Raw genomic sequence first — 25215 nt, 5'->3', positions numbered from 1 at the left:
CGTGTCCCACAATGGGAGGTCCGGTGAAGCACAGAGCAGTGAGCGGCGTAAGGCGGTGACCCCATGAGCGTGTGGGACGACCTGGTGGGGCAGGAGCGGGTGAGCGAGCAGCTCGAGGCTGCCGCCCGGGACGCCGACGCGCAGGTGACCGCGGTCACCGCGGGCACGTCGTCGCCGGACTCGTCGAAGATGACGCACGCATGGCTGTTCACGGGACCGCCCGGCTCCGGGCGGTCCACCGCCGCGCGGGCCTTCGCCGCGGCCCTCCAGTGCACGAGTCCGGACCGGGCGCTGGGCGGCGCCCCCGGCTGCGGGTTCTGCGACGGCTGTCACACCAGCCTGATCGGCACGCACGCCGACGTCGAGGTGGTCCGCACGGACCTGCTCTCCATCGGCGTGAAGGACACCCGTGAACTCGTGCGACGGGCGCAGCTCTCGCCGGCGGTGGGACGCTGGCAGGTCATCGTCCTCGAAGACGCCGACCGCCTCACCGAAGGCGCGGGGAACGTCCTGCTCAAGGCCGTGGAGGAGCCCGCTCCCCGTACGGTGTGGCTGCTCTGCGCGCCCTCCCTGGAGGACGTGCTGCCGACCATCCGCTCGCGCTGCCGGCACCTGACACTGCGGACGCCCTCCGTGGACGCCGTGGCCGACGTGCTCGTACGCAGGGACGGCATCGAGCCGGACGTCGCGGCCGTCGCGGCGCGCGCGACGCAGGGCCACATCGGCCGTGCCCGGCGCCTCGCCACCGACCCGCGCGCGCGTGAGCGCAGGGCCGCCGTGCTCAAGCTGCCCGTGCGCGTGCAGGAGATCGGCGGCTGCCTGAAAGCCGCTCAGGACCTGATCGACACGGCCGGCGAGGACGCCAAGCAGATGGCCGAGGAGGTCGACGTCAAGGAGACCGAGGACCTGAAGGCGGCGCTCGGAGGCGGACAGGGCAGCCGGATGCCGCGCGGCACCGCGGGCGTGATGAAGGAGCTGGAGGACAAGCAGAAGCGCCGCAGGACCCGTACGCAGCGCGACAGCCTCGACCTGGCGCTCATCGACCTGACCGCGCTCTACCGCGACGTCCTCGCCCTCCAGCTCGGCTCCCGCGTGGCCATCGCCAACACCGAGGTGCAGGACATGCTGGAGCGCATGGCCCTGGGCACCTCGCCCGAGTCCACTCTGCGCCGGATAGAGGCGATCGGCGCCTGCCGCACGGCCCTCGACCGCAACGTGGCACCGCTGCTGGCGGTCGAGGCGATGACGGTGGCGCTCCGGGCGGGCTGAGCCTTGAGCAACCCACGTGCATGACGGACCGGTTGACGGCGTCACTCGTACGAGTACCGTGCGAGCACGTTAAGTGATGTGAAGCTGACGGACAGTTAGCCTCGTCCGATGGACACCAGCCGTCACCGCAGTCGCCGCAGTCGCCGCCCCCTCCGCCGTCACCTCACCTTCCGTACGTGCGGCACGCTGCTCGTGACCGCGGGGCTGCTCGTCTCCGGATGCTCGTCGGGCGGTTCGACGGCGGACGCCTCCCTGGTCGCCGCCCTGCCCGAGTCGACGCCCACGGAGCTCGCCCCGTACTACAACCAGAAGCTGAGCTGGCGCGCGTGCGGCGTGGAGGGCTTCGAGTGCGCCTCCATGAAGGCGCCGCTCGACTACGACGAGCCCGCGAAGGGCGACATCAAGCTGGCGGTGGCCAGGAAGCAGGCCACGCGCAAGAGCGAGCGACTCGGATCGCTCCTGGTCAACCCGGGCGGCCCCGGCGGCTCGGCGATCGGCTACCTCCAGTCGTACGCGGCGCTGGGCTACCCCGAAAAGGTCCGCGCCCGGTACGACATGGTCGCCGTCGACCCGCGCGGGGTGGCCCGCAGCGAGCCCGTCACCTGCCTCGACGGCAAGGAGATGGACGCGTACACGCAGACCGACGTCACCCCCGACGACCGGCCCGAGACGAAGGCGCTCCGGGCCTCGTTCGGACGGTTCGCGGACGGCTGCGAGAAGCGTTCGAAGAAGATCCTTCCGCACGTCTCCACGGTCGAGGCGGCGCGGGACATGGACGTCCTGCGGGCGGCGCTCGGCGACGGGAAGCTGTCGTACGTGGGCGCGTCGTACGGCACGTTCCTCGGAGCGACGTACGCCGGCCTGTTCCCCAAGCGCGTGGGCCGGCTGGTCCTGGACGGGGCGATGGACCCGTCCCTGTCGGCGCGCCGGATGAACCGCGACCAGACGGCGGGCTTCGAGACGGCGTTCCAGTCGTTCGCCAAGGACTGCGTGAGGCGCGGCGCGGACTGCCCGATCGGCACGGGCGGCGCGGGCAGTGCCGGTACCAGTGCCGACGGCGCGGGCAAGCGCCTGAAGGGCTTCTTCGACGCCCTGGACCGCGAGCCCCTGCCCACCGGCGACGCGTCGGGCCGCAAGCTCACCGAGGCGCTGGCCACGACGGGCGTGATCGCGGCGATGTACGACGAGGGGGCCTGGCCACAGCTCCGGGACGCGCTCACCTCGGCGGTGCGGAACAAGGACGGGGCGGCCCTGCTCGCCCTCTCCGACAGCTATTACGAGCGGGACAGCAACGGCAAGTACTCGAACCTGATGTCCGCCAACGCGGCCGTGAACTGCCTGGACCTGCCGCCCGCCTTCACCACGCCGGACCAGGTGCGGAAGGCGCTGCCCGACTTCGAGAAGGCGTCCCCGGTCTTCGGCGAGGGCCTGGCCTGGGCCTCGCTCAGCTGCGCGTACTGGCCGGTCAAGGCCACGGGGAAGCCGCACCGCATCGAGGCGAAGGGCGCGGCGCCGATCGTGGTCGTCGGCACGACACGCGACCCGGCGACCCCCTACCGCTGGGCCCGCTCCCTGGCCTCACAGCTCTCCTCGGCCCGCCTCCTCACGTACGAGGGCGATGGCCACACGGCGTACGGCCGCGGCAGCGAGTGCGTCGACTCCACGATCAACGCGTACCTCCTGGACGGCACGGCCCCGGCGGAAGGAAAGCGCTGCTCATAGCCGCCTCGGGCCGCCCGCGCGGGGGTGTGCGGAGCACCTCCGGAAACTGTGTAGACTTGGCCGCGTTGCCGACCGCACCATGGTGCAGACGGCGCGCCGCCTTAGCTCAGATGGCCAGAGCAACGCACTCGTAATGCGTAGGTCTCGGGTTCGAATCCCGAAGGCGGCTCGGATCAACCCCAGGACTCACTCGCCGTGACCTGGGGTTTTTTTCATGCCTGCCGACAGTACGCTGAGCTCAGCGGGACCGGGCCCGCCCCGCATGTCGTCATGTCGTCTGGGAGGTGCGTCATGACTGCCGAGATGGCAGCCCCTGCGTGGATGCACGAGCAGATCGCGGTGAAGCGGTACGACTTCACCGGCGTCGGCAAGGTCTCGGCGCCCTTCCCGGTGGAGCTCGACCTCGGACGGGTCTGATTTCGTGCCGGGCTCGGCTTCCGGAGGCGGCTCCGGTGGTTCCGGTGGTTCCGGTGGCTCTGATGGTTCCGTGGCCTCGTCAGGCGTCTGGTATGCGGCCTATGGGTCGAACGTGCATCTGGAGCGGCTGAGTGCCTACATCCGCGGGGGGTGTCCGCCCGGTGGGGCGCGCGTGTATCCGGGGTGCCGTGACTCCGCCATGCCTGTCGCGTCCGTTCCCGTGGAGCTTTCCGGGGTGATGTACTTCGCCACTCGGTCGCCCGTCTGGGGCGGCGGGCGTGCCTTTTACGACCCGGGGGCGCGTGGGCGGGTGCTGGGCAGGGCGCATCTCGTCACCGTCGAGCAGTTCGGTGATATCGCGGCTCAGGAGATGTACCGGGAGCCGGGTGGAGTCGGTTCGCGGATCGATCTGAGCGAGGTGCTCTCGCGGGGGCGTGCCGTGCTGGGGGACGGGCGTTACGAGACCTTGGTGTGCGTGGGGGAGATCGACTCCGTGCCTGTGCTGACCTTTACCGCTCCCTGGGGGGTGGGTGACGTTCCAGGGGTCTCGCCCTCTGCCGCTTATCTGCGCCACCTGGGGACGGGGCTGCTGGCCACCGGGGCTTGGGAGGCGGGCGTCGTCGCTTCGTATCTCGCCGGTTGCCCGGGGGGCGCCGAACGCTGGTCGGAGCAGGGCGTTCTGGATTTGTTGGGGTGACGGGGCAGGGCCCCTGCCGGTGCCGGTGCCGGTGCCGGTGCCGGTGCTGGTGCCGGCGCCCGTGCCGGTGTCGATGCCCGTGCCCGGGCTGGTCCGTGGGCAGGCCGGTCGCCGTGCCGATGCCGGTCCGTGCGCACCCCCGTCCGCACGGACGGACACCGGGCCGGGCCCGGCCAGACCAAGCCCGTTGAACAGTCTGGACCATGGCCCTCCGCCAGTGGAAGCTGTTTCTAGAAAAGGGTTCTAGAAAATCTGTGCTTTACGCTGATACGCACCATGAGCCCCAAGCAGCAACGTGGCGCGGAGACCGCCGACCGACTCCTGGACGCCGCCCTCCAGGTGTACGCCGAATCCGGGGATCAGGGCGTCACCGTCGGCGCCCTCACCAAGGCGAGCGGGGTCAGCCTCGGCAGCCTCTACCACCACTTCGGCAGCGTCGACGGACTGATGAACGCCCTGCTGCTGCGCTGGCTCGGCCGCCTCCTCGGGGAGCTGTCCGCGGCCGTGGAACGTTCCCGGACGGCACGGGGCGGCATCCGTGCGCTCGTACGTACGTACCTCACGTTCATCCAGGAGCATCCGGACGCCGCGCGGCTCCTGCACTCCTCCTATGCCAACCGGCTCGGCATGGCGCAGGCCAAGCAGCTTCGCGACGCGCAGGAGGCGCGGCTTTCGCCCTTGACGGACTGGGTGGCCCGGCAGGTCGAGGCGGGACAGATCGCGCCTCTTGAGGTGCCGTTGGTCGAGTCGCTCGTCATGGGGCCGATCGTCGCGGTCGCGCGGCGCCGGCTCTCCGGCATCGACGGCATCGTCGGCCCCGACGACGTCGACGGCGTCGGCCTCGACCGGGCCGCGCGGGTCCTGTCGGAGCGGATCTGGCGGTCGGTCATGCCGTGAGCCGGTGCGGTCAAGCGGCTTCCGGGTCAGCGGCTTCCGGAGCGGCTATCGGGGCGGCTATCGGGGCGGCTTCCGGGGTGGCCGGCGTCATCGTCGTGAGTTCCGCGTGGGCCCTGCGGAGGAGCCGGCTGAACGTGTCCGGCTCCGTCAGCGCCAGCACACGCGGGCCCGGTACGTGGACCAGGCGGGCCGGGGTGCCCGCCGAGCGCAGGGCGTGCAGGAACTGGCGTTCCTGGCGGCGGAAGAGCGGGTCGGCGCGGCCGTTGACCAGGATGACGGGGGTGGTCACCCGGGTGGCGCAGGAGAGGGTGTCCCAGCGTGACAGCTCGTCGATGACCTCGCCGAACGAGTGCCGGGAGATGCCGTCGGCCATGATCTCCCGGAAGCTTTCCCTCTTCCTCTTCCTCTTCCTCTTCCGCTTCTTGTGACGCCGGGTGTGGTTGGGGGGTTGCCGGAGAGGGGAGCGATCGGGGCATGGGTGAGATGGGCGAGATGGGTGAGACCGCCGAGGTGGGTGAGACGGCCGAGGACGTGGCCGTGCGTTATGGGTTGCGGCCGTTGCCGGTGGAGGGCGGGTTGTTCCGGCGGACCTGGTCGGGGGCGGAGGGTGCGGACGGGCGGCCCGCGGGCTCCGCGATCATCGCACTGCTGAGTACCACTCCCGGTGACTTCTCCGCCATGCACCGGCTGCCCGTCGACGAGGTCTGGCACTTCTACCGGGGGGATGCGCTGGAGCTGCTGCTTCTCGCCCCCGACGGTTCCGATCGGCTCGTCCTGCTGGGGGCGGGCGGAGCGGGCGGAGAGGGCGGAGAGGTGCAGTACGTGGTGCCCGCGGGGACGTGGATGGGGGCGCGGGTCATCCGTGGTGGGCGGCACGGGTGGGGGCTCTTCGGGACGACCATGGCACCTGGTTTCGTGCCCCGGGATTACGAGGGCGGGGACGCGGAGGCGCTGTGCGCGCGGTATCCGGGACGGGCGGCGCTCATCCGGGAGCTGTGCCGGGTGGGGGCTCCTGGGCGGATGCCCGATGACCTTGAGCCGGGGCCGGGGCCGGGACCGGGGCCGGGGTCCGGGCCGGAGGCTTGCGGCCGGGCGCCTGGAGATTCTGGGCGGATGGCAGGGGGGTCCGATGCGTGACGCGGCGTTGCCGGGGCTGAGGGGGCGGGTCGCTCTGGTGACCGGGAGCAGCGGTGGCATCGGAGCGGGGATCGCGGTGCGGTTCGCGCGGGCCGGGGCGGCGGTCGTCGTCCACTACCGGGGAGGGGGGACGCGGGCCCGGGAGGTGGTCGAGCGGATCGGGCAGGCGGGCGGTGACGCCATCGCCGTAGCGGCGGATCTTGCCCGGGAGGAGGAGTGCCGGCGGCTCGTCGAGGACGCGTACGCCTGGCGGGGGCGCCTGGACTCCCTCGTGAACTGTGCCGGGGTCCAGCCCGTACGGGAGCTGCCCGGCATGACCGCGGACGAGTGGAGGGACGTCGTCGAGGCGAACGTGACGAGCGCGTTCTGCTGTACGCAGGCCGCGGCGGAGGTCATGGCCGGGCAGGACGGCGGTGGGTCCGTCACGCATGTCGCGTCCATCGAGGGGACGAACCCTGCGCCGGGGCACGCCCATTACAGCGCGTCCAAGGCCGCGTTGATCATGTTCGCCCGCTCGGCGGCCCTGGAGTACGGGCCGCGCGGCATCCGCGTGAACACCGTGTCGCCGGGCCTCGTCGACCGGCCCGGCCTGGCCGAGGACTGGCCGGAGGGGGTGGCCCGGTGGCGGGCCGCGGCGCCGCTGGGACGGCTCGGCCGCCCGGAGGACATCGGCAACGCCTGTGTGTTCCTCGCCTCGGAGGCGGCGTCCTGGATCAGCGGGACGGATCTGGTCGTCGACGGAGGGGTGGGGGCGCGGCCTACGTGGTGACGCCGGGCCTGCCTTCGAGCCCGTCCCCTACACCTCTACCGGACCTACCCCGCGCCCGCGTTCAGATAGGCCAACACCGCCAGTACCCGCCGATTGTCCGTGTCGGACTGCGGCAGGCCCAGCTTCGGGAAGATGTTGCTGATGTGCTTCGCCACGGCTTTTTCCGAGATGAACAGGGCCTCCGCGATGCCCGCGTTGGAGCGGCCCTGGGCCACGCACTCCAGGACCTCGCGTTCGCGGCCGGTCAGGGTGCCCATCGGCTCGTCGCGCTTCTTGCCGGTCAGGAGCTTCGAGATGACCTCGGGGTCCATCGCCGTGCCGCCGTCGGCGACGCGCTGGATGGTCGACATGAACTCGGCGCCGTTGGTGACCCGCTCCTTGAGGACGTAGCCCACTCCCTCGGAGCCCGTGGAGAGCAACTCGTGGGCGTAGAGGGGTTCCACGTACTGGGACAGGAGGAGGACGGGCAGGTTCGGGACGCGGGTCCTCGCCTCCACCGCCGCCCGCAGGCCCTCGTCACTGAAACCCGGCGGGAGCCGGACGTCGACGATCGCGACGTCCGGCTCCCGCGCGGTGAGGCTGCGGAGCAGCTCAGGGCCGTTGTCCACGGCCGCCACGACTTCGTGGCCGTAGGCCTGGAGGAGGCGGCACAGGCCGTCCCTCAGGAGAAAGTGGTCTTCGGCGAGGACAACACGCACGGCAGCTCCATCGTCACCATGGTCGGGCCGTTGAGCGGGCTGCTCACGGCGAGAACGCCGTCGAAGGTGGCGAGGCGGCGCTCGATGCCGCGCAGCCCCGTACCGGCGTCGATGTCGGCGCCACCGCGGCCGTTGTCGGTGATGGTGATGCGCAGCATCCCCGCGTCGTGCCGGATGTCGACCGAGCAGCGCTCGGCACCGGAGTGCTTGGCGGCGTTGGTGAGGATCTCCGAGACGGCGAAGTAGGCCGCCGACTCCACCGGAGGCTCCGGGCGGGCCGGCAGGTCCACCTGGACGTCGGCCTTCAACGGGCTGATCATCGCCAGCGAGCGTACGGCATCGCCGAGTCCGCGGTCGGCGAGCACCGGCGGATGGATGCCGCGGACCAGGTCGCGCAGCTCCTCCAGGGCCTTGATCGAAGACTGGCGGGCCTCGGCCAGGAGGGCGCGGACGGCTTCGGGGTTGGACTCCAGGAGGTGCTCGGCGGCGTCCAGCGTCATGCCCATCGCGACCAGGCGGGCCTGGGCGCCGTCGTGCAGGTCGCGCTCGATGCGGCGGATCTCGGCCATCTGTGTGTCCACGGCGTCCGAACGCGTCGTGGTGAGGTGTTCGATGCGGCTCGCCAGGAGCTCGGCCTCACTGGGGGCCAGCATGGCCCGCAGGTAGCGGGAGTGCTGGTGCACCGCGCGGGGGCCCGCCCAGAAGAACGCCAGGGGGAACTGGGCCAGGCCGACCGCACCCGCCAGGATCGCCGTGCCCCAGCCGTCGACCGGGATGAACAGGTACCAGATGCTGTCCCAGTCCTGGGAGAGCCGCGCCCCGAAGACCGCGGTCGTCAGGCCCCAGAGGCCGCTGAGGACCAGGAGCAGCGGGACGAAGGAGATGACACCGCCCGCGATGGGGTCGATCGTGGCCCAACGCCAGTCGCGGTAGACCTGGTTGTCCTTGGAGAGGAGCTGGGCGCGCAGGGCCTTGCCGCGGCCCTGGGCGGGAACTTCCTTGTACGGGGCGGGTATCTCCATGCCCGAGTACTCGCAGGCCAGTGCCCGCTGCCGGTCGGCGAGGCGCCGGACGCGGGACACCGCGCCCGGCATCAGCCTGACGCCCAGCGGCCCGCTCAGTGTCAGGTGGACGAAGAAGAGCCAGAGGGACAGCCAGAACGCGCGGCACGACAGTCCCCACAGCACCAGCGAACGGCGGAAGCCGGTGGGTCCTGAGGCGAGGGGGAGGGGAGACTTTCGCGAGCTGTCCATCTGGCCAACGCCTTTCTGCCTGCTTCTCATACGGGGCACGGAGCCACGGGGCACGGAGCCACGGGGCACGGAGCCACGGGGCGCGGAGCCATGGGGCGCGGAGCCACCGGGCACGGAGCCATGGGGCACGGAGTACGGAGTACGGCGTACGTACGCGTACGGGACAGGAGCGATGAACTGCTGCGGTTCCGCTCGACCAGTATGAGAGGGGGGCCGGCCCGAAGTCGGTGGTAATAACTCCCCTCTTGGGCCGGGCAGGCGCGGACAAAGCTCCCCCGCCAACGTCCTGGGGGACCCGCCCGGCCGACCCGCTCGCCCGGCCGGCAGTTATGAGAATCCTGTCAGGGCGGCCGCATCGACCGGCCTCGCCGCCCTTCCTCCGGCGGCCCGTGCCTATCCTCACCCCATGTGCGCTGCAGTCCTGATCGCGGAGGACGACGAGAAACAGGCCGAGCTGGTCCGCCGCTATCTGGAGCGCGAGGGCCACTCGGTCACCGTCGTCCACGACGGGAACGCCGCCCTCGCGGCGGTCCGGAACCGGCCGCCGGACCTGCTGATACTCGACGTGATGATGCCGGGTACGGACGGCCTGGCCGTCACGCGGACGCTGCGGGACGGCGGTGTGACGCCGGAGCTGACGCAACTGCCGATCCTGATGTTGACCGCCCGTTCCACCGAGGACGACCTCCTGGAGGGCCTCGACCTCGGCGCCGACGACTACCTCACCAAGCCGTACAGCCCCCGCGAGCTGATGGCCCGCGTACGGACACTGCTGCGCCGCGCGTGCGGCATCCACGCGCCCTCGCCGGACACCGGCCGCCAGGTGCTGCGGGCGGGGGACCTCGTGGTCGACCCGCGGCGCCACGAGGTGACGGTCGACGGGCGGCCGATCGAGTGCACGCCGGGCGAGTTCGACCTCCTCACCGCCCTGGCGAGCGACCCGGACCGCGTCTTCACCCGCCCCCAGCTCCTGGACCGCATCCACGGCTCGTCGGGCTACATATCGGCACGCACGGTCGACGTCCACGTGCTCAACCTCCGCAAGAAGATAGAGCTGGATCCGCGCCACCCGACGCGGCTGCTCACGATCTTCGGCGTGGGTTACAAGCTGACCTCGACCTCGACCTCGACCTCGGCATCGACGTCGACGGCACCCGCCGGGTCCAGGAACGCGGGCCAGGCTTCGGCGATCGCCGGGACCTCGCCGACCGCCACGGCGCCGGGGCCCGCCCAGGCTTCGGGTGCCGTTCGCAACCCGTTGGCCCGCCGTGGCGCGTGACATTCCTCTGCGGCGCAGCCTCCTCGCCCGGCTGCTCGCCGTGTCCGTGCTGGTGTCCGTCGGGTCCATCGCCGCCACCGCGTGGCTCGCCGCGCAGACCACTTCCGGGGCGCTTCGGCAGGAGCAGGGGCAGGTGCTCGCCGATGACGCCCGTATCTACGACCGGCTCCTCGGCGTCGGGGCCGGCGCGCCCGCGTGGCGCGGGGCCGACGAGGCCGTACGCGAGCTGTCCCGGCGCACCGGGCGCCGCATCGCCCTCACCACGCAGGACCGCAAGGTCATCACGGACTCCGCGGCCCCCGCGAAGCACACCCCGCTGCCCCCGAACGCCTCCGCCGTCCTCGACCCGCTCGCCGTCGACACCACGCTGACCCCCGGCCGCTCGGGAGAGGACGCCGCCGCCGACCGCATCGATCCGCGCGCGATCGGCCCCTACCGCCTCACCCGAGCAGAGCGCACCCGGCTGAAGGCGGCCGCCGAACGCGCCGCGGCCTGCCTGACGAAGATCGGAATGACCCCGGAGGTCGTCACCGCGCCCGGCGGCCGCCCCTCCGTCCGCGTCGGCGGCGACCCTATGGCCGTCAACAAGATGGCCTGCGGCGACCCGCGGCTCGACATGCCCACCGAGACCGAACGCAAGGCCCTGAAGAAGCTTGACTCCCTCGCGGGTGCCTGCATGGAGCGCCGCGGCCTCCAGCACATCCCCGTCGGCCTCGACCTGAGCGGACGGTCGGGCCCGAAGCCGGTCGGGGCGGTCCCCACGTACGCCGCGTACGTCCTCCCCGTGGACCCGGTGGACCCGGTGGACCCGGCGGGCCCGGCGGACGCGGCGGACCCGGCGGGCCCGGCGGACCCGGCGGCCCCATTGAACCCCGTGGACCCCTTGGACCCCGTGAACCCCGTGGCCCCAGTGGACCCCGTAGACCTCGCCCCCGAGGAGCCCGCCCCCGAGGAGCCCGCCCCCGTGGAGCCCCCCGCCGCCGAGGCGGACCGCCCGCCCGAGCCGAGCGCCACCCCCGATCCCTTCGGCTCCCGCACCGCCGACGACGCCGCCCGCGAGGCCTGCGTCGACAGCGCCCGGCGCGAACAGCTCGGCCCCTACGTCTCCTCGCCCGCCCTGCTCTTCATCACCAGTCCGGACGGCTCCCGCGGGGAACCGGGGTTCAGCCTCTCCAGGGACAACACCGCCCGCCTGGCCGGGCTCGCCGCGGCCGTCCTCGCCGTCACGGTCGCCGTCACCGCGTTCGCCGCGACCCGGCTGACCCGGCCCCTGCGCGCGCTGACCACCGCGACGCGGCGCATGAAGGCGGGCGAGCCCGGCGACCCCGTCCCCGCCACGGCCACCCGTTCCGCCGGGGAGATCAGCCAACTGGCGGCCGCCTTCAACGACATGGCGGCCCACCGCAAGGCCCTGGAGGAACAGCGCAAGGCCATGGTCAGCGACGTCGCGCACGAGCTGCGGACCCCGCTCTCCAACATCAGGGGCTGGCTGGAGGCCGCTGAGGACGGCGTCGTCGAGACCGACCCCGAACTGGTCACCTCGCTCCTCGAAGAGGCCCTGCTGCTCCAGCACATCGTCGACGACCTCCAGGATCTCGCGGCGGCCGACGCGGGCACGCTCCGGCTGCACAGGGAACCGGTGCGGGCCGCCGACATCGCCGAGCAGGTGGCCGCGGCGCACCAGGCCCGCGCGGACGCGGCGGGGGTGAAACTGAGGGCCACCGCGTTCGGTGACCCCTGGCTGACGGCGGACCCGCTGCGGCTGCGGCAGGCGGTCGGCAACCTCGTCTCCAACGCGGTACGCCACACCCCCGAGGGCGGCAGCGTCCGCGTCACCTGCAGGGGTACGCCCGACGCCGTCCTGATCGAGGTCGCCGACACCGGCACCGGCATCGCGCCCGCCGACCTGCCGTACGTCTTCGACCGCTTCTGGCGCGCGGACAAGTCCCGCACGCGGGCGACGGGCGGCAGCGGCCTCGGCCTGTCCATCGTGCGGAAACTGGTGGAGGCCCACGACGGCACGGTGACGGCGGAGAGCGTGCCGGGCAGAGGCTCCCAGTTCACGGTCCGGCTACCGACACCGACCTCCTGACCAGCGGCCGTACGGGGGTTCCGGCGCGGCGGGCTGTACGGGGCTGCCGCGCGACCGGCGCTACGGGGCGTCCCGCGCGGCGGGCTGTACGGGGCTGCCACGCGACCGGCGTCACGGGGCGTCCCGCGCGACCGGCGTTATGCGGACCCACGCGGCCGGCGCCACGGGGGACTCACGCGGCCGGCGCCACGGGGGACTCACGCGACCGGCGCCACGGGGACCCGCGCGACCGGCGCCACGGGGAACCCACGCGACCGGCGCCACGGGGAACCCACGCGGCCTGCGCCACAGGGACCCGCGCGACCGGCCGGCCAGGCGGGGCTATTTCGCGTCCGCGTAGCACTCCACGATCGCCGTGGTGAACGGGAACCGGACCGGGGTCTCGCCGAAGGCGATGTGGCCCGCCAGGGCGCCCGCCTCCCGTACCGCGACGGCGACGGCCGCCGCTTCCTCCGCCGGGCAGTGCACGATGACCTCGTCGTGCTGGAAGAAGACCAGCTCGGCCCGCATGCCGCCCTCGGACATCGCCCGCCGCAGCGCGGCCAGCATCAGCAGCGCCCAGTCCGCCGCACTGCCCTGCACGACGAAGTTACGGGTGAACCTCCCGCGGGCCCGTGCGTCGTTCGACGCGTACCCCGCGGTGAACTCCCCGGTGGCGGAGGGCCCCTCCTGGGGGATGCCCGCCTCGTCGTCCTCCCCGGCCCCCGCCGCCGGGGGACTCGTCCGCCCCAGCCACGTCCGCACGAGCCGCCCCTCCTCGCCCGCCTTCGCCGCGTCGTCGACGTACGCGACGGCGGCCGGGAACCGGCGGCGCAGCGCGGCGAGGTTCTTCAGGCCGTCCCCCGAGGTCTGTCCGTACACCGCGCCCAGAAGCGCGATCTTCGCGTGGTCGCGGTCGCCGGAGAAGGCACGGTCGGAGAGGCGGGTGTAGAGGTCCTCCTCGCTGCCCGCCACCTCCATGAGCCCCCGGTCGCGGGAGATCGCGGCGAGGACCCTGGGCTCCATCTGGTCGGCGTCGGCGACCACGAGCCGCCAGCCGGGGTCGGCGACGACGGCCCTGCGGATCACCTTGGGGATCTGGAGCGCGCCGCCGCCGTTGGTGGTCCAGCGCCCGCTGACGGAACCGCCCGGCGTGAACCCGGGCCGGAAGCGGCCGTCGTGCACCCAGGACTGGAGCCAGCTCCAGCCGTGGGCCGTCCATATGCGGTACAGCTTCTTGTGCTCGACGAGGGGCTTCACCGCCGGGTGGTCGAACTTCTCCAGCTCCCAGCGACGCGTCGACTTCACCTTGATGCCGGCCTGCGCGAACGCCTTCACCACGTCGGCCGGGAGGCCGGGGCGGACCCGGCGGCCGAAGGCGGCGGACACCTCGTCGGCGAGCTCGGCGAGGCGGCGGGGCTCGCCACCGCCCGCGTACCGCTCGCCGAGCAGTTCGTGCAGGAGCTCGCGGTGGACGTCGGCGCGCCAGGGCAGCCCCGAGGCGTTCATCTCGGCGGCCACGAGCATGCCCGCCGACTCGGAGGCGGTGAGCAGGCGCATGCGGCCGGGGTGCTCGGTGGTGTCGTGTCTTCGCTGCTGATCGGCATAGACCTCGACGAGCTCGGCGAGGGACACGTCGACGCCACCGGGGCGGGGCTCGAAGAGGGAGTCCTGCGTGCCGGGCTCGGCGGCGCGGGGCGGCGGATCGGGCGGTACGGGGGCGTCGCGCAGCCGGGCGAGGGCCGCCGCGGCGGAACGTGGCTCGCCCAGACGTCCCGCGTGGCCGAGGAGCAGCAGCTCGGCGGCCTCCACGTCATAACACCGCTCGACGCGGACCCCGGCGGCGAGCAGCCGCGGATACAGCGCGGGCGTGGACCGCCACACCCACCGCTCCACTTCGGGCCGCCGCCGCACGGCTTCGACGAGGTCGCTCTCGCGCCGCACCTCTCCCGCGGGCAGCCCGTCGTCCCCCAGTGGGACCAGCTCGGCCCCACCCCCTTCACCAGCGACGATCCCCCATCGACCACTCATGCCACGAGTCTCGCACCCGGCACTGACATTGACGCCGACGCTCGGGTCCCGAGGAGGCGTGGCTCGGGCACCGCCCGACGTCCGGCGGACTCCTAACGCCTACCGCCGCGCCACTCTCACCCCCGACCCCACCCCCGACCCCGACCCCGCTCCCACTCCCGAGGTCGCCCCCGCGGCCACCACCGCACAGACCCCCACGCAGACCCCCACCTCGCCCCAGGGCACCGCCACCCCCGCAGGCACCGACAGGCTCGCCAGGCCCGCCGCGAGTCCTGCCAGGTTGACGGCCGTCACTGCGAGGCCGATCAGCGCGCCCGCGGCCACCGCCGCCAGGGCCTCACCGGCGAGGACCAGACGGACCTGCCGGCGCGTGGCTCCCGCCAGGCGCAGGGAACGCAGCTCCGGGCCCCGGACGGAACCGGCCATCAGCAGCGTGCTCGCGAGCGAGATGGCGGTGTAGAGGAGGGAGATGCCAAGGACCATCAGCAGGCCGAGCCGCGTCTGGGCCTTGACGCGGGGATGCGTCGCCGCCAGCCACTGCTCCGCCGTGCGGACCTCGCCGCCGCTGCCGGCCAGGGCCGCCGCGGCCCGCCCGGCGTCCGCGCCCGCCGCCAGGCGTACGTCGACGCGGTCGACCACGGCCGCGGGGGCGTTCGCCGAGGTCACGTACGCCCCGTTGTCCCCGGTGCCGCGCGCGAGGACCGCCGCGACGCGCAGCTCGGCGCGTCGCCCGTCGCCGAGCCAGACGTCGACGCGTTCGCCGACCCGCCGCTTCTCCCACTCCTCGTTGACCACGATCGACCGGTCGTCGAGGTCGCGTACGTCGCCCGCGACGACCGGCAGCCGGGACGTCGCCGCGAGCGCCGCGGGGTCGCGTACCGCGCGGGCCTCGGACCGGATGAGCGCCGAGCCCTCCTCCCGTACGAACACGGCGGTGGCGGCGGACGCCGAGACGGCCACCGCTCCGGGCACATCCCGGCGGCCCGGCGGACGCAGGCCACGCGAGTCGTCCCCGGTCAGGCCACGCGGGCCGTCCCCCGTGACGACGAGGTCGGATGCCACCTGCTCCCGCGCCTCCGCGGCCTTCGCCCCGCTCACGGTCTGCGCCGAGCCGAGCAGGCTGCCCGCGAGGGCGACGGTCACCAGGACCGGTGCCGCGACGGCGGCGGTGCGGCGCACGGACGCGGTGGAGTTCTCGCGGACGAGCAACCCGATGGCCCCCGGCAGCCGGAAGGCGCGGACGACGGGGCGTACGAGGAGCGGTGCGAACGCGGCGGCCGCGGTGATCAGGATCATCGGCTGGGTCGTGTACGTCTTGCGCTTGAGCAGGGCGGACGGATCGGTGGCCAGCGTGTGGAGGAGCAGTCCGAGCCCGCAGGCGAGCAGCAGGGCCCCGACGATCCGCCGGCTCCACGGCATGACGCCGCTGTCCACGGAGGCGTCGCGCATAGCCTCTGCCGCGGTGATGCGTCCGGCGCGGCGCGAGGCCGCCCAGGCGCCCGCGAAGGCCACGAGGAGGCCGGTCCAGAAGGCGAGCTGGAAGGGCCAGGTGAGCCAGGCGCCCGACGCCAGGTCGGCCGAGGCGTCCGTGACCGCGAACCAAGGCGGTGCCACCTCCGCGCCGACCAGCGCGTCGGCGAGCGGCGGCCCGCCCCACGCCCCGAGCGCGCACCCGGCCGCCGAAGCGGCGACGCCGACCGTGAGCGCCTCACCGAGGAGCTGCCCGCGCACCTGCCCCGGCGTCGCGCCCGCCATCCGCAGCAGCCCGAACTCCCGCCGCCGCAGCGCCACGACGAACGCGAACGTCGACGCCGTGACGAACACCGACACGAAGGCGGCCACCCCGCCCGCCGTGCCGAGGAAGGCGTTGACGGCGACCAGCGCCTCGGCGTCACGCGCCGCGCCGGGGTCGGCGAGGCGCCGGTCCGCGCCGGTCAGGACGCGGGCCCGCCCGTCGACGACCGCGCGGACGTCGCGCGCGGGGGCGTCGACACCGACGGCGTCCCGTTCACGCCCGTCGAACCGCAGCGGCCCGAGGCGCCGAAGTTCGCGCAGGAGCCCGCTGTCCACAGGGTGTGGATGGGCGAGCGGCTTCGATACGTGCTCAACACCGGGGCCGCGCCGGACCGGCACGGTCAGCGTGTCCTGGCCCATGACGACGACGTCCGACCCCGCGAACCGCACGGGTTCCCGTACGGGAGCCCGCAGGCTCGCGTCGAGCCCGAGCCCCATGGCGGCGATCAGCCCCACACCGAGCCCGACGGCGACGAAGGCCCCGAACAGGCTGCTCCAGCGGGCGCGGAGAGAAGCGAGGAAGACCATCACGCGCCCACCTCGACGTCGCAGACGGAAGCCGCACGGGACGTGGACGTGGACGTGGATGTGGACGTGGATGTGGACGTGGACGTAGACGTAGACGTGCCGCTCTCCAGCTCCGCCATCCGATCGGCCACCGCCCGCGCCCCCGGGGAGCGGAGTTCGCCGGCGACCAGGCCGTCCACCAGGAACACCACACGGTCCGCGTACGAGGCGGCCACCGGGTCATGCGTGACCATCACCGTCGTCTGGCCCTCCCCGTCCACCAGGCCCCGCAGCAGTTCGAGCACCTGCCGGCTCGTGACCGTGTCCAGCGCACCGGTCGGCTCGTCGCCGAAGAGGACCGCCGGGCGGCTGACCAGGGCCCGCGCGAGGGCCACCCGCTGCTGCTGGCCGCCCGACAGCTCGCCGGGCCGGTGCCGCGCCCGGTCGGCGAGGCCCACCCTGGCGAGGGCGTCGCCGACCTCCGTACGCGAGGGGCGGCGGCCCGCGAGCCGCAGCGGCAGCGCGACGTTCTGGGCGGCGGTCAGTGAGGGCAGGAGGTTGAAGGCCTGGAAGACGAACCCGATGCGGTCCCTGCGCAACAGCGTGAGCCGCCGTTCGCTCAGCCCCGTCAGCTCGGTTCCGCCCACCTCGATGCTGCCGGACGTCGGCCGGTCGAGCCCGGCGGCACACTGGAGGAGCGTGGACTTCCCGGACCCCGAGGGGCCCATGACCGCGATGAAGGTCCCGGACCGCACGGCGAGGCCGACGCCCGCGAGGGCGGCCACATCACGGCCGGCGGCGTCACGGTAGAGACGGCGGACGGCGGTGAGCCGTACGGCGGTCGAGGAGGCCGCGGAGGCGGGGGCCCGGTTCACGGGGGCGGGGGTCTGGTTCATGTCCTCAACCCAACCGCCGCGCGCGCCCCCGCACACGACCACTGGTGGGCGTCGCGAGGGTAGGGCCGGCCCTACCCTTGACCCATGGATTCGGTGATCGACAAGGCGTTCGCGGCGGCGCTGTACGGCGACGGCGACGACGGCCTCGACACCGGTGCCTCCCTCCTCGCGGCGGCCCCCAGCGTGGACGCCGAGCTGCGCCGCCGGGGCGAGGAATACCTGTCCCGCGCCTGGCGCCACGGCTGGCAGCCCGCCGACGTCGTCCGCCTCGTACGCCGTGAGCTCGACGAGCCGCACGTACGCCTGACCGCGGCGCTGGTCCACGCCGAGATCCGGCGCTACGCCCACCTGCCGCCGCGCTGGCCAGCCCAGCTCGCCGAGATCGGCCCCGCGCGTGACCTCTCCGGCGACCGCTTCTCGTACGCCACCACCCACCTGGAGCTCTACCGTCTGCTCCTGCGGCTGCCGCCGATCGAACCGGTCGGCCCGCCGCCCGGCGAGAGTGTGCCGGGCCCGGTCGAGGGCGAGCCGCGCACGCTGACCCGCATCCGCGCCCTGCTCGCCAAGGCCGAGGCGACCGATTACCCGCAGGAGGCGGAGGCGCTGACCGCGAAGGCGCAGGAGTTGATGGCGCGCCACTCCCTCGACGAGGCCCTGCTCGCCGCCCGCACCCACGCCAAGGACACCCCGGTGGCCTGCCGGATCGGCGTGGACGCCCCGTACGAGACGGCCAAGGCGATCCTCCTGGACGCCGTGGCCTCGGCGAACCACTGCCGCGCGGTGTGGAACGAGGCGTACGGCTTCTCGACGGTCGTCGGCTTCGAGACGGACCTGGAGGCGGTGGAACTCCTGCACACGTCTCTGCTGGTCCAGGGCACGGCGGCGATGACCAAGGCGGAGGCGGCCCAGCGCGCGGGAGGCCGCAAGCGTACGAAGACCTTCCGGCAGACCTTCCTCCTCGCCTACGCCCACCGCATGGGCGTCCGCCTGGCCGAGGCGGGCGACCACGCGGTCGCCGAGGCCGCGGAGCCACAGAACTCACTGCTCCCGGCCCTGGCCGCCAGGGACGTGGCCGTCACGGATCACGCCGAGCACATGTTCCCCGAGACGACCGCGACGCGGATACGCGGCGCGACGGACCCGGAGGGCTGGACCCACGGCACGACGGCGGCGGACCGGGCTCACGTGAGAAGCCGGGGCCTGAGCCGGTAACGGCGCCGGCGGCGCGCTAACGACACCACCTTCGCCCGATATGCCCCGTATGATCACAGAGTGACCTGGCTGAGCGCGCTGAAAGAGACAGCCCGCACGGGCCTGACGGTGGAGCGCAAACGCCTGGAACCCCTCGTGGCGGCGAGAGGCGCCGCGGGCCTGGCCCTGGTCATCGGCGTGAGCCTCGCCCTCTTCGGCCCGGCAGTGGCCGCAAGCTCCGCCTTCGGCGCGTTCCAGGCGGCCATCGCCACGTTCCAGCGGAGCTGGCGGCCCCGCCCGGAGCTGGCCCTGGCCTCCGGTACGAGCCTCGCCCTCTCGACGTTCCTGGGCTACCTCACCGGCTCCCACCTGATCCTCTTCCTCACGCTGCTCTGCCTGTGGACCTTCCTGTCGGGCCTGAGCTGGGCCGCGGGCCCGACGGTCGGCATCATCGCCTCGTCGAACGTTGCGATCATGCTGGTGACAGTCACCATCCCGACCTCGGTCGCCGACGCCGCGGGCCACGCGGCGATGATGATCGTCGGCGGGTTCGTCCAGGCGGCGCTGGTGGTCCTTTTCCCGGTACGGAGATGGGGCGCCCACCGCGACGCCCTGGCCGACGCCCTGGCGGCCGAGGCGGACTACGCCCGCAGGCTCAGGCACGACCCCGTGGCCCCCTTCGACCCGGAGCCCCTGATGGCGGCGCGCGACGCGGCGAGGATCACGCCGAGGGAGGCCCGCAACCGCCCGGCGGAACTGCGCGGCTCGCGTGGCCTGGCCGAACGCATCCGCCCCGTCCTCGCCAGCCTGGCGGACCCGGCGGTGGGCGTCCCGGAGGAGGGCAGGGAGCGGGACCGCGTCCGGGAGGTCCTCGCGGCGGCGGGCACGGTCCTCGACGCGGCGGCCCGCGCGATCCGCCACGGCGAGCCGGTCCGTGTCTCCCCGGCGGCCATGGCCGCCCTGAGAACCCCGGACACGGGGGCGATCCTCACCGGCCCGGCATACCGCGCGGCCTCCCGCCTGGCGGCACTCCTGAAGGACGTACTGGAAACAGCGGGCGGCACCCAACCACCCCCCACCCCGCCAAAACCAACGCAGCCCCCACAAACCCCACCGCCGACCCGGGACGCGGACGCGCCCCGGGCCCCCGACTTGCCCCCGACCCCGGAACCAGCCCCGGCCCCCGACTCGGCCCCGGACCCCGACGCGCCCCAGGGCTCCGGCTCAGCCCGGAGCTCCGGCTCAGACCCGGACCCCGACTCAAGCCCAGGCTCCGGCTCAGGCCCAGGCTCAGGCCCAGGCGCGGGCCCCGGCTCCGGCTCCGACCCCAGCCCGGGTCCGGGCCCCGGCACCGGCTCCAGCTCAAGCCCGGGTCCGGGCTCAGGGCCAAGTGCAGCGGCAGGGACAGGCCCGAGCCCCAACCTCAACCCCAACCCGAGCCCAAGCCCGAGCCCGAGCGCCAGCCCCAACCCGAGCCCAAGCCCAAGCCCAGGCGCAGGCTCAGGGTCAGGCCCGGCACCCGACCCGAGCCCAACCACAGCTCCCCGCCCAGCACCCGAGCCCGGCCCGAACCCCACCCCCGAAACCCAAGCCGCGACCCAAGCCGCAAACCAGTCCGGAGCCCAGTCCGGAGCCCAGCCGGGGGCCCAGCCGGGGGCCCAGCCGGGGACCCAGTCCGGGACCCAATCCGAAACCCAGGCGATCCCCCTCCTGCGCCCCACCTTCCCCGCCCTGGTCCCCGCAGGGCTCCGCGCCATGCGGTTGGCCCTCCGGCGGGGGTCCCCGATCGCGAGGCACGCTATTCGGGTCACCGCGGTGGCGGCGGCGGGGTACCTCCTGGGCACGTGGCTGCCCTTCGGGCACGGCTACTGGGCCCCCATGGCCGCGGTCATGGTGCTGCGCCCCGACTTCTCGCAGACGTACTCACGCGCGGTGGCCCGATTCGGCGGCACCATGGTCGGCGTGGCGCTCGCCACGGGCCTGGTCCAGGTCGCCCACCCCGGCACGGCCCTGTCCGCGGCGGTCGCGGTGGTCTGCGCCGGGCTGATGTACCTGCTGATGCGGACAGGCCAGGTGGCCGCGCAGGCCTGCGTGGCCGCGTACGTCGTGTTCCTGCTGGGCATGGGCGGCCAGCAGTGGACGCAGACGGTCCCGGAGCGGTTGATCCTGACGCTGCTCGGCGGCGTCCTCGCGATGATCGCGTACGCGGTGTACCCCGCATGGGAGACCCCGCGGCTGCGCAACCGCCTCGCGGACTGGCTGGTCGCGGACGGGCGGTACGCGGCGGCGGTCGTCGACCACTACGCGGACCCGGCGGGCAAGGCCAGCCCCGACGTCCGCGAGGCGCTGCTCGCCGCGAGGGACGCGCGCATCGACTGGCAGGAGGCGTCGGACCGGGCGAAGAACGAGCCGGTGCGCCACCGTGGCCTGTCGCGCGCCACGGCCGCGGACGCGGAGGAGTGCCTCGCGCAACTGGGGCGCGTGGCCATGCTGATGGAGGCCCACCTGCCGGACCGCGACGCGACCCCCGTACCGGCGGCGGCCCGCCTGGCCGAGGCGCTGCGCAAGTCGACGGAACAGGGCGCCAAGGCGGTACGCGAACGCCGCGTACCCGAGTGGGACGCGGTCCGCACGGCCCTGACGGAGTGGGACGGCGAGGGGGTCCCCGACCGGGTGGTCCGCAGGGGCGCGGCCCTGCTGCTCGAAACCCTGGAAGACCTCTCCGAGGCGCTGGACACGACGCCGCCCCCCATGCTGGTGGACGGCACGTCGACCCGCGCCACGGCGGACGGACCGAAGGGCCCGGAGAACCCCCCGCCCAACCGCCCGCCCAACCGCGAATAGGGCCATCCCCTAGCCCCCGGCAGCCCCCCCCACGGCACCCCAGTCGCGCGCCGAGCTACCAGGACGACTTCCGCACCCCGGGCAGGAACCCGGCGTGCGCCTGCTCACGCAGCGAGATCCTGGAGAGGCCGAACGCCCCCACGTACCCGCGCGGGCGCCCGTCGACGCTGTCCCGGTTCCGCACACGCGTGGCGCTGGCGTCCCGCGGCTGGCGGGCCAACTCCCGCTGGGCGGCGACTCGTTCGGCAGCGGGCGTATCCGGCCTGCGGATGGTCTCCTTCAGCTCGGCCCGGCGCGCGGCGTACCGCGCGACGATCTCGCGGCGCCGCTCGTTCTTCGCGATCTTGCTCTTCTTGGCCATCGTTTCCTCTCCCGGTCCTCTCCTGGTCCTTCTCAGACCTTCACGCCACGGGCGCGGATCCTGGCGACCGCCGCCTCGATCCCGATGCGGTCGATCGTCTTGATCCCCTTCGCGGCGAGCCGCAGCCGCACGTACCGGCCCTCGCTCGGCAGCCAGTACCGCTTGCGCTGGACGTTGGGGTCGAAGCGGCGGGGGGTCCGCCGGTGGGAGTGGGAGATCTGGTTGCCGAAACCGGGCTCGGTCCCGGTGAGCTGACAGTGGGCGGACATGGGTGACGCACCTCTCGGTCGTGGCGAAGGACTCGCTGTTGAAAACGGGAGTCATTTTCATATACTAGCCACATGGCCCGCAACGAACTCCGCCCCGTCATCAAGCTCCGGTCCACGGCCGGAACGGGTTTCACGTACGTGACCCGAAAGAACCGCCGCAACGACCCCGACCGCCTCACGCTGCGCAAGTACGACCCGAAGGCCGGACGCCACGTCGACTTCCGAGAGGAGCGCTGACCGCCATGCGCAAGGACATCCACCCGCCCTACGGCCCGGTCGTCTTCCGCGACAAGGCCGCGGGCTACGCCTTCCTCACCCGGTCCACCGCCACCAGCGGCAAGACGGTCGAGTGGGAGGACGGACACACGTACCCGGTCATCGACGTCGAGGTGTCGTCCGCGAGCCACCCCTTCTACACGGGCAACGCGCGCGTGATGGACACCGCGGGCCGTGTCGAGCGCTTCGAGCGGCGCTTCGGTAAGCGCTGATGGGCCGCATGAACGTCGTGATCGTCGGCGGTCTCCACGCGGACGCCCGCAAGGAGGCCGTCGACCGGTTGCTCGCCACCGCCGCCAACAGCGTGGCCTTGCACCACGACCTCTCGACCGCTGTGCGGGGCACCGTCCTGCGCACCGTGCGCGATGCCACGGGCGTGCTCTCCACCGGCGAGGCCCCGCTCGCCAACGACTGCGCGTGCTGCGCGTTGCGCGAGGACCTCGTGCCCGAGCTGCTGCGGCTCGCGGACGCGGGCCTGACCCGCCTCGCCGTCGTCGAGCTGTGGGACTCGGTCGAGCCCAAGGCCATGGCCGAGGTGGTCGCCGCGCACGCCGGTGAGTCCCTCCTGCTCGGCGGCGTGGTCACGGCGGTCGACCCGGCGCTGCTGCTGCCCTACCTCGGCAACGGCGACGACCTCATGGACGCCGGGCTCGCCGCCGCACCCACCGACCAGCGCACGGTGGCCGACACGTGGGCGCGGCAGCTCGAATACGCGCCCGTCCTCGCCGTGACGGACTCCGCCGAGGCCGACGACGAGGACCGCGCGCTGCTCGCCCAGCTCCACCCGACGGCCCGGCAGGTCGTCATCGGCCGGGGTGACCTCCTCACGGCCGCGCTCGCGGGTTTCGACGTCGAGGCCGCCGCCGCGGCGCAGCACCCCGCGTGCGCGCTGCTGCCGGCCGAGGCCGACGCGTGCGGGGTCGCCACCCTCGTATGGCACCGGAAGCGGCCGTTCCACCCGGAGCGGCTGTACCAGGCGCTCGAAGACCTGACCTGCGCGGCGGCCCGCAGCCGTGGGCGGTTCTGGCTGGCCGACCACCCGGACACGCTGCTCGGCTGGGACGCGGCGGGCGGCGCGCTCTGCGTCGAGAGCGCGGGGCCGTGGCTGGCCTCGCTGCCGGACGCCGCGTGGGAGATGGTCCCGCCGGTGCGCCGCGCCGCCGCCGCGCTGGACTGGCACCCGGAGCACGGCGACTGCTGCAACCACCTGGTCTTCACCTCGCCCGGCCTGGACCGCGAGGGGCTCGTGGAGGTCCTGGAGTCCTGCCTGCTGACCGACGAGGAGTACGCCGCCGGGCGCGACGCCTGGAAACACCTGCCGCCCGCCTTCGACACCCTCCTGGAGGTCTGACCCTTGTCCCCGCGCAAGACCGCCGCCCGCCCGCTGAAGCCGCGCCCCAATCCGCTGGACGCCGCGGGCATCACGTACATCGACTACAAGGACACCGATCTGCTCAGGAAGTTCGTCTCCGACCGGGGGAAGATCCGCAGCCGCCGGGTCACAAGGGTGACCGCGCAGCAGCAGAGGCAGATCGCCGCCGCCATCAAGAACGCACGGGAGATGGCACTTCTGCCGTACGGCACCAACCGCTGATCGCATTACCGCTTCTTGCGCGCACCGCGTCGATGTTTTCCGCCTCCGCGGCGGAACACAAACGGCGCGGTGCGCGTCTTTTCATAGAGGTACTCGTGTCGACGTGGCCTGTAACCAAGCCACCACCCCGCGTGCACGTGCATCTGCCCATGCATCTGCATATGAACAGAGCTATGATCCGGGACAGTTGACTACTGCATCTAGAGGCCATACAGCCACAGCACCACCGGGGAGCGATCTGTGCACCACGCATTCAATGGCATGGCGGCCACGGAGCTTCACGGGGTGGTCTGGCAGAAGAGCAGGCACAGCAACTCGCAGGGCTCCTGCGTGGAGTTCGCGAAGCTGCCCGGCGGTGACGTCGCCGTGCGCAACTCGCGCTTCCCCGACGGGCCCGCGCTCGTCTACACGCGCGCGGAGATAGAGGCGATGCTGCTCGGCATGAAGGACGGCGAGTTCGACCACCTGGCCGGCGGTTAGACCCTTGAACGCCTGACCGCCGCTGGACCGCCGCCTGACCGCCGCTGGACGGCCGCCGGATGGCCGCCGGATGGCCGTCCAGATGATCTAGCCCAGGCGGAACAGCGCCCAGACCACCTTGCCGCGCGTCGCTCCGGCCAGCGGGTGCCAGCCCCAGCCGTCGCTGAAGGAGTCCACGAGGAACAGGCCCCGCCCGGACTCCGCCGAGAAGTCGTCGTCGGTGTCGCGCGCGACCGGACTGTCGTCGCTGGGGTCGCGCACCGCGCACACCAGACGTGACACCCAGCGCATCAGGTGCAGCCGCACGGGCGGTTCCTGGCGCTCACGCGGGGCGTCGGCGGGCAGCGCGTGCCGCAGCGCGTTGGTGACCAGTTCGGAGACGACGAGGGCTATGTCGTCGAAGCGGTCTTCCAGTTCCCACTGACCGAGCGTCGTACGGGTGAACTGCCGCGCGCTGCCCACCGCTTCATAACGGGCGGGAAGGGCGACGGACGCCGTGTCGGAGACCGCAGAGGGGTCGAGTGGGGGAAGCCCCTGCCGTAACGGCTCGAGCATGGTCGATCCATTCGTCCCCATGCGAGGCACTCCCCGGTTTCGCGGTCATAGCGATGGAGCGGTGGCGCGGTCGGTCGCCGATGGTGCGGTCAGGTCCAGCGGTGGCGCGCGGACCATGGTTCCGAATGCGCACAGCAGATGCAAGGGCAGATGCACGTGCACGCGCCGGACTTGATGGTGCCCGTGCCACTTCTTGCCCATTTCTTCC

At 73.2% G+C, this 25215-nt stretch carries 24 protein-coding genes, 1 tRNA gene and 1 pseudogene; 17 read left to right on the top strand and 9 right to left on the bottom strand.

Going from position 1 to position 25215, the window contains the following annotated elements:
• Window positions 1-63 precede the first annotated feature (63 nt).
• From ACRAKF_RS18315 to ACRAKF_RS18290, 6 genes are all read left to right on the top strand, one after another.
• On the top strand, window positions 64-1269 hold the full coding sequence (locus ACRAKF_RS18315) for a DNA polymerase III subunit delta' (protein ID WP_447038233.1): 1206 nt from the start codon (window positions 64-66) through the stop codon (window positions 1267-1269).
• A gap of 108 nt (window positions 1270-1377) precedes the next feature.
• Window positions 1378-2991 carry an alpha/beta hydrolase gene (locus ACRAKF_RS18310; protein WP_447038232.1) on the top strand — a complete coding sequence of 538 codons (1614 nt, stop codon included), beginning with the start codon at window positions 1378-1380 and terminating at the stop codon, window positions 2989-2991.
• A 95-nt stretch (window positions 2992-3086) separates the two neighbouring features.
• A tRNA-Thr gene (locus tag ACRAKF_RS18305) sits at window positions 3087-3160 on the top strand.
• Between the two features lie 122 nt (window positions 3161-3282).
• Complete coding sequence (locus ACRAKF_RS18300) at window positions 3283-3408, top strand: hypothetical protein (protein WP_447038231.1); 126 nt, start codon at window positions 3283-3285, stop codon at window positions 3406-3408.
• 199 nt (window positions 3409-3607) lie between these two features.
• The gene (locus ACRAKF_RS18295) at window positions 3608-4105 is read left to right on the top strand and encodes a histone deacetylase (protein ID WP_447038230.1); all 498 of its coding nucleotides are present in this window, start codon (window positions 3608-3610) and stop codon (window positions 4103-4105) included.
• Between the two features lie 276 nt (window positions 4106-4381).
• A complete protein-coding gene (locus ACRAKF_RS18290; RefSeq protein ID WP_447038229.1) occupies window positions 4382-5002 on the top strand; it encodes a TetR/AcrR family transcriptional regulator in 621 nt (206 codons plus the stop codon).
• A gap of 10 nt (window positions 5003-5012) precedes the next feature.
• Here ACRAKF_RS18290 and ACRAKF_RS18285 read toward each other — a convergent pair whose 3' ends face one another.
• A complete protein-coding gene (locus ACRAKF_RS18285; protein WP_447038228.1) occupies window positions 5013-5375 on the bottom strand; it encodes an alpha/beta fold hydrolase in 363 nt (120 codons plus the stop codon).
• 119 nt (window positions 5376-5494) lie between these two features.
• On the opposite strand from ACRAKF_RS18285, the gene ACRAKF_RS18280 reads away from it, so the two are divergent.
• Both ACRAKF_RS18280 and ACRAKF_RS18275 read left to right on the top strand, forming a co-directional pair.
• A complete protein-coding gene (locus tag ACRAKF_RS18280; protein ID WP_447042054.1) occupies window positions 5495-6139 on the top strand; it encodes a cupin domain-containing protein in 645 nt (214 codons plus the stop codon).
• Window positions 6132-6908 (top strand): SDR family NAD(P)-dependent oxidoreductase, encoded by a 777-nt coding sequence (locus tag ACRAKF_RS18275; protein ID WP_447038227.1) that lies wholly within the window; start codon window positions 6132-6134, stop codon window positions 6906-6908. Before ACRAKF_RS18280 ends, ACRAKF_RS18275 begins: the two co-directional genes overlap by 8 nt.
• 44 nt (window positions 6909-6952) lie before the next feature.
• Here the strand turns inward: ACRAKF_RS18275 and ACRAKF_RS18270 are convergent, their stop codons facing one another.
• Both ACRAKF_RS18270 and ACRAKF_RS18265 read right to left on the bottom strand, forming a co-directional pair.
• Window positions 6953-7606 (bottom strand): LuxR C-terminal-related transcriptional regulator, encoded by a 654-nt coding sequence (locus ACRAKF_RS18270; RefSeq protein WP_447038226.1) that lies wholly within the window; start codon window positions 7604-7606, stop codon window positions 6953-6955.
• A complete protein-coding gene (locus ACRAKF_RS18265; RefSeq protein WP_447038225.1) occupies window positions 7570-8859 on the bottom strand; it encodes a histidine kinase in 1290 nt (429 codons plus the stop codon). Before ACRAKF_RS18265 ends, ACRAKF_RS18270 begins: the two co-directional genes overlap by 37 nt.
• A gap of 406 nt (window positions 8860-9265) precedes the next feature.
• On the opposite strand from ACRAKF_RS18265, the pseudogene ACRAKF_RS18260 reads away from it, so the two are divergent.
• Window positions 9266-9991: pseudogene (locus tag ACRAKF_RS18260) on the top strand (response regulator transcription factor); the annotation flags it as partial.
• A 109-nt stretch (window positions 9992-10100) separates the two neighbouring features.
• Window positions 10101-12230: a HAMP domain-containing sensor histidine kinase gene (locus ACRAKF_RS18255; RefSeq protein WP_447038224.1), complete on the top strand. Its 2130-nt coding sequence runs from the start codon at window positions 10101-10103 to the stop codon at window positions 12228-12230.
• Between the two features lie 321 nt (window positions 12231-12551).
• On the opposite strand, the gene ACRAKF_RS18250 is transcribed toward ACRAKF_RS18255, so the two are convergent.
• The 3 genes from ACRAKF_RS18250 to ACRAKF_RS18240 all read right to left on the bottom strand — a co-directional run bounded on the left by ACRAKF_RS18250 (window position 12552) and on the right by ACRAKF_RS18240 (window position 17437).
• Window positions 12552-14240: a bifunctional 3'-5' exonuclease/DNA polymerase gene (locus ACRAKF_RS18250; protein WP_447038223.1), complete on the bottom strand. Its 1689-nt coding sequence runs from the start codon at window positions 14238-14240 to the stop codon at window positions 12552-12554.
• A 99-nt stretch (window positions 14241-14339) separates the two neighbouring features.
• Window positions 14340-16562 (bottom strand): FtsX-like permease family protein, encoded by a 2223-nt coding sequence (locus ACRAKF_RS18245; protein WP_447042052.1) that lies wholly within the window; start codon window positions 16560-16562, stop codon window positions 14340-14342.
• Window positions 16562-17437: an ABC transporter ATP-binding protein gene (locus ACRAKF_RS18240; protein WP_447038222.1), complete on the bottom strand. Its 876-nt coding sequence runs from the start codon at window positions 17435-17437 to the stop codon at window positions 16562-16564. The genes ACRAKF_RS18245 and ACRAKF_RS18240 overlap by 1 nt, the downstream gene beginning before the upstream one ends.
• 84 nt (window positions 17438-17521) lie before the next feature.
• Here ACRAKF_RS18240 and ACRAKF_RS18235 point away from each other — a divergent pair, with 84 nt between their 5' ends.
• Together ACRAKF_RS18235 and ACRAKF_RS18230 are read left to right on the top strand one after the other, a co-directional pair.
• On the top strand, window positions 17522-18649 hold the full coding sequence (locus tag ACRAKF_RS18235) for a DUF2786 domain-containing protein (RefSeq protein ID WP_447038221.1): 1128 nt from the start codon (window positions 17522-17524) through the stop codon (window positions 18647-18649).
• 60 nt (window positions 18650-18709) lie between these two features.
• Window positions 18710-21472, top strand: coding sequence for an FUSC family protein (locus tag ACRAKF_RS18230; protein WP_447038220.1), 2763 nt, complete (start codon window positions 18710-18712; stop codon window positions 21470-21472).
• A 55-nt stretch (window positions 21473-21527) separates the two neighbouring features.
• On the opposite strand, the gene rpsN is transcribed toward ACRAKF_RS18230, so the two are convergent.
• Entirely contained in the window at window positions 21528-21833 is a 306-nt protein-coding gene (gene rpsN / locus ACRAKF_RS18225) for a 30S ribosomal protein S14 (protein WP_447038219.1), read from the bottom strand.
• 32 nt (window positions 21834-21865) lie between these two features.
• Entirely contained in the window at window positions 21866-22102 is a 237-nt protein-coding gene (gene rpmB, locus ACRAKF_RS18220; protein WP_447038218.1) for a 50S ribosomal protein L28, read from the bottom strand.
• A gap of 72 nt (window positions 22103-22174) precedes the next feature.
• On the opposite strand from rpmB, the gene rpmG reads away from it, so the two are divergent.
• The 5 genes from rpmG (at window position 22175) to ACRAKF_RS18195 (ending at window position 24452) form a co-directional block, all read left to right on the top strand.
• Entirely contained in the window at window positions 22175-22339 is a 165-nt protein-coding gene (gene rpmG / locus ACRAKF_RS18215; protein ID WP_447038217.1) for a 50S ribosomal protein L33, read from the top strand.
• Between the two features lie 5 nt (window positions 22340-22344).
• Window positions 22345-22590, top strand: coding sequence for a type B 50S ribosomal protein L31 (locus ACRAKF_RS18210; RefSeq protein ID WP_447038216.1), 246 nt, complete (start codon window positions 22345-22347; stop codon window positions 22588-22590).
• Entirely contained in the window at window positions 22590-23729 is a 1140-nt protein-coding gene (locus ACRAKF_RS18205) for a CobW family GTP-binding protein (protein WP_447038215.1), read from the top strand. Before ACRAKF_RS18210 ends, ACRAKF_RS18205 begins: the two co-directional genes overlap by 1 nt.
• Before the next feature lie 3 nt (window positions 23730-23732).
• On the top strand, window positions 23733-23972 hold the full coding sequence (gene rpsR, locus ACRAKF_RS18200; protein ID WP_447038214.1) for a 30S ribosomal protein S18: 240 nt from the start codon (window positions 23733-23735) through the stop codon (window positions 23970-23972).
• Between the two features lie 240 nt (window positions 23973-24212).
• On the top strand, window positions 24213-24452 hold the full coding sequence (locus ACRAKF_RS18195; protein ID WP_361725630.1) for a DUF397 domain-containing protein: 240 nt from the start codon (window positions 24213-24215) through the stop codon (window positions 24450-24452).
• Window positions 24453-24539: 87 nt separating this feature from the next.
• Here the strand turns inward: ACRAKF_RS18195 and ACRAKF_RS18190 are convergent, their stop codons facing one another.
• Window positions 24540-25028, bottom strand: a complete 489-nt coding sequence (locus ACRAKF_RS18190) for an ATP-binding protein (RefSeq protein WP_447038213.1) — start codon at window positions 25026-25028, stop codon at window positions 24540-24542.
• Window positions 25029-25215: the final 187 nt, after the last annotated feature.

It is taken from the genome of Streptomyces sp. DSM 118878 (assembly GCF_052936595.1).
Note: the sequence above shows the minus strand (reverse complement) of the source record. Positions and strands in the feature narration are given on the sequence as shown.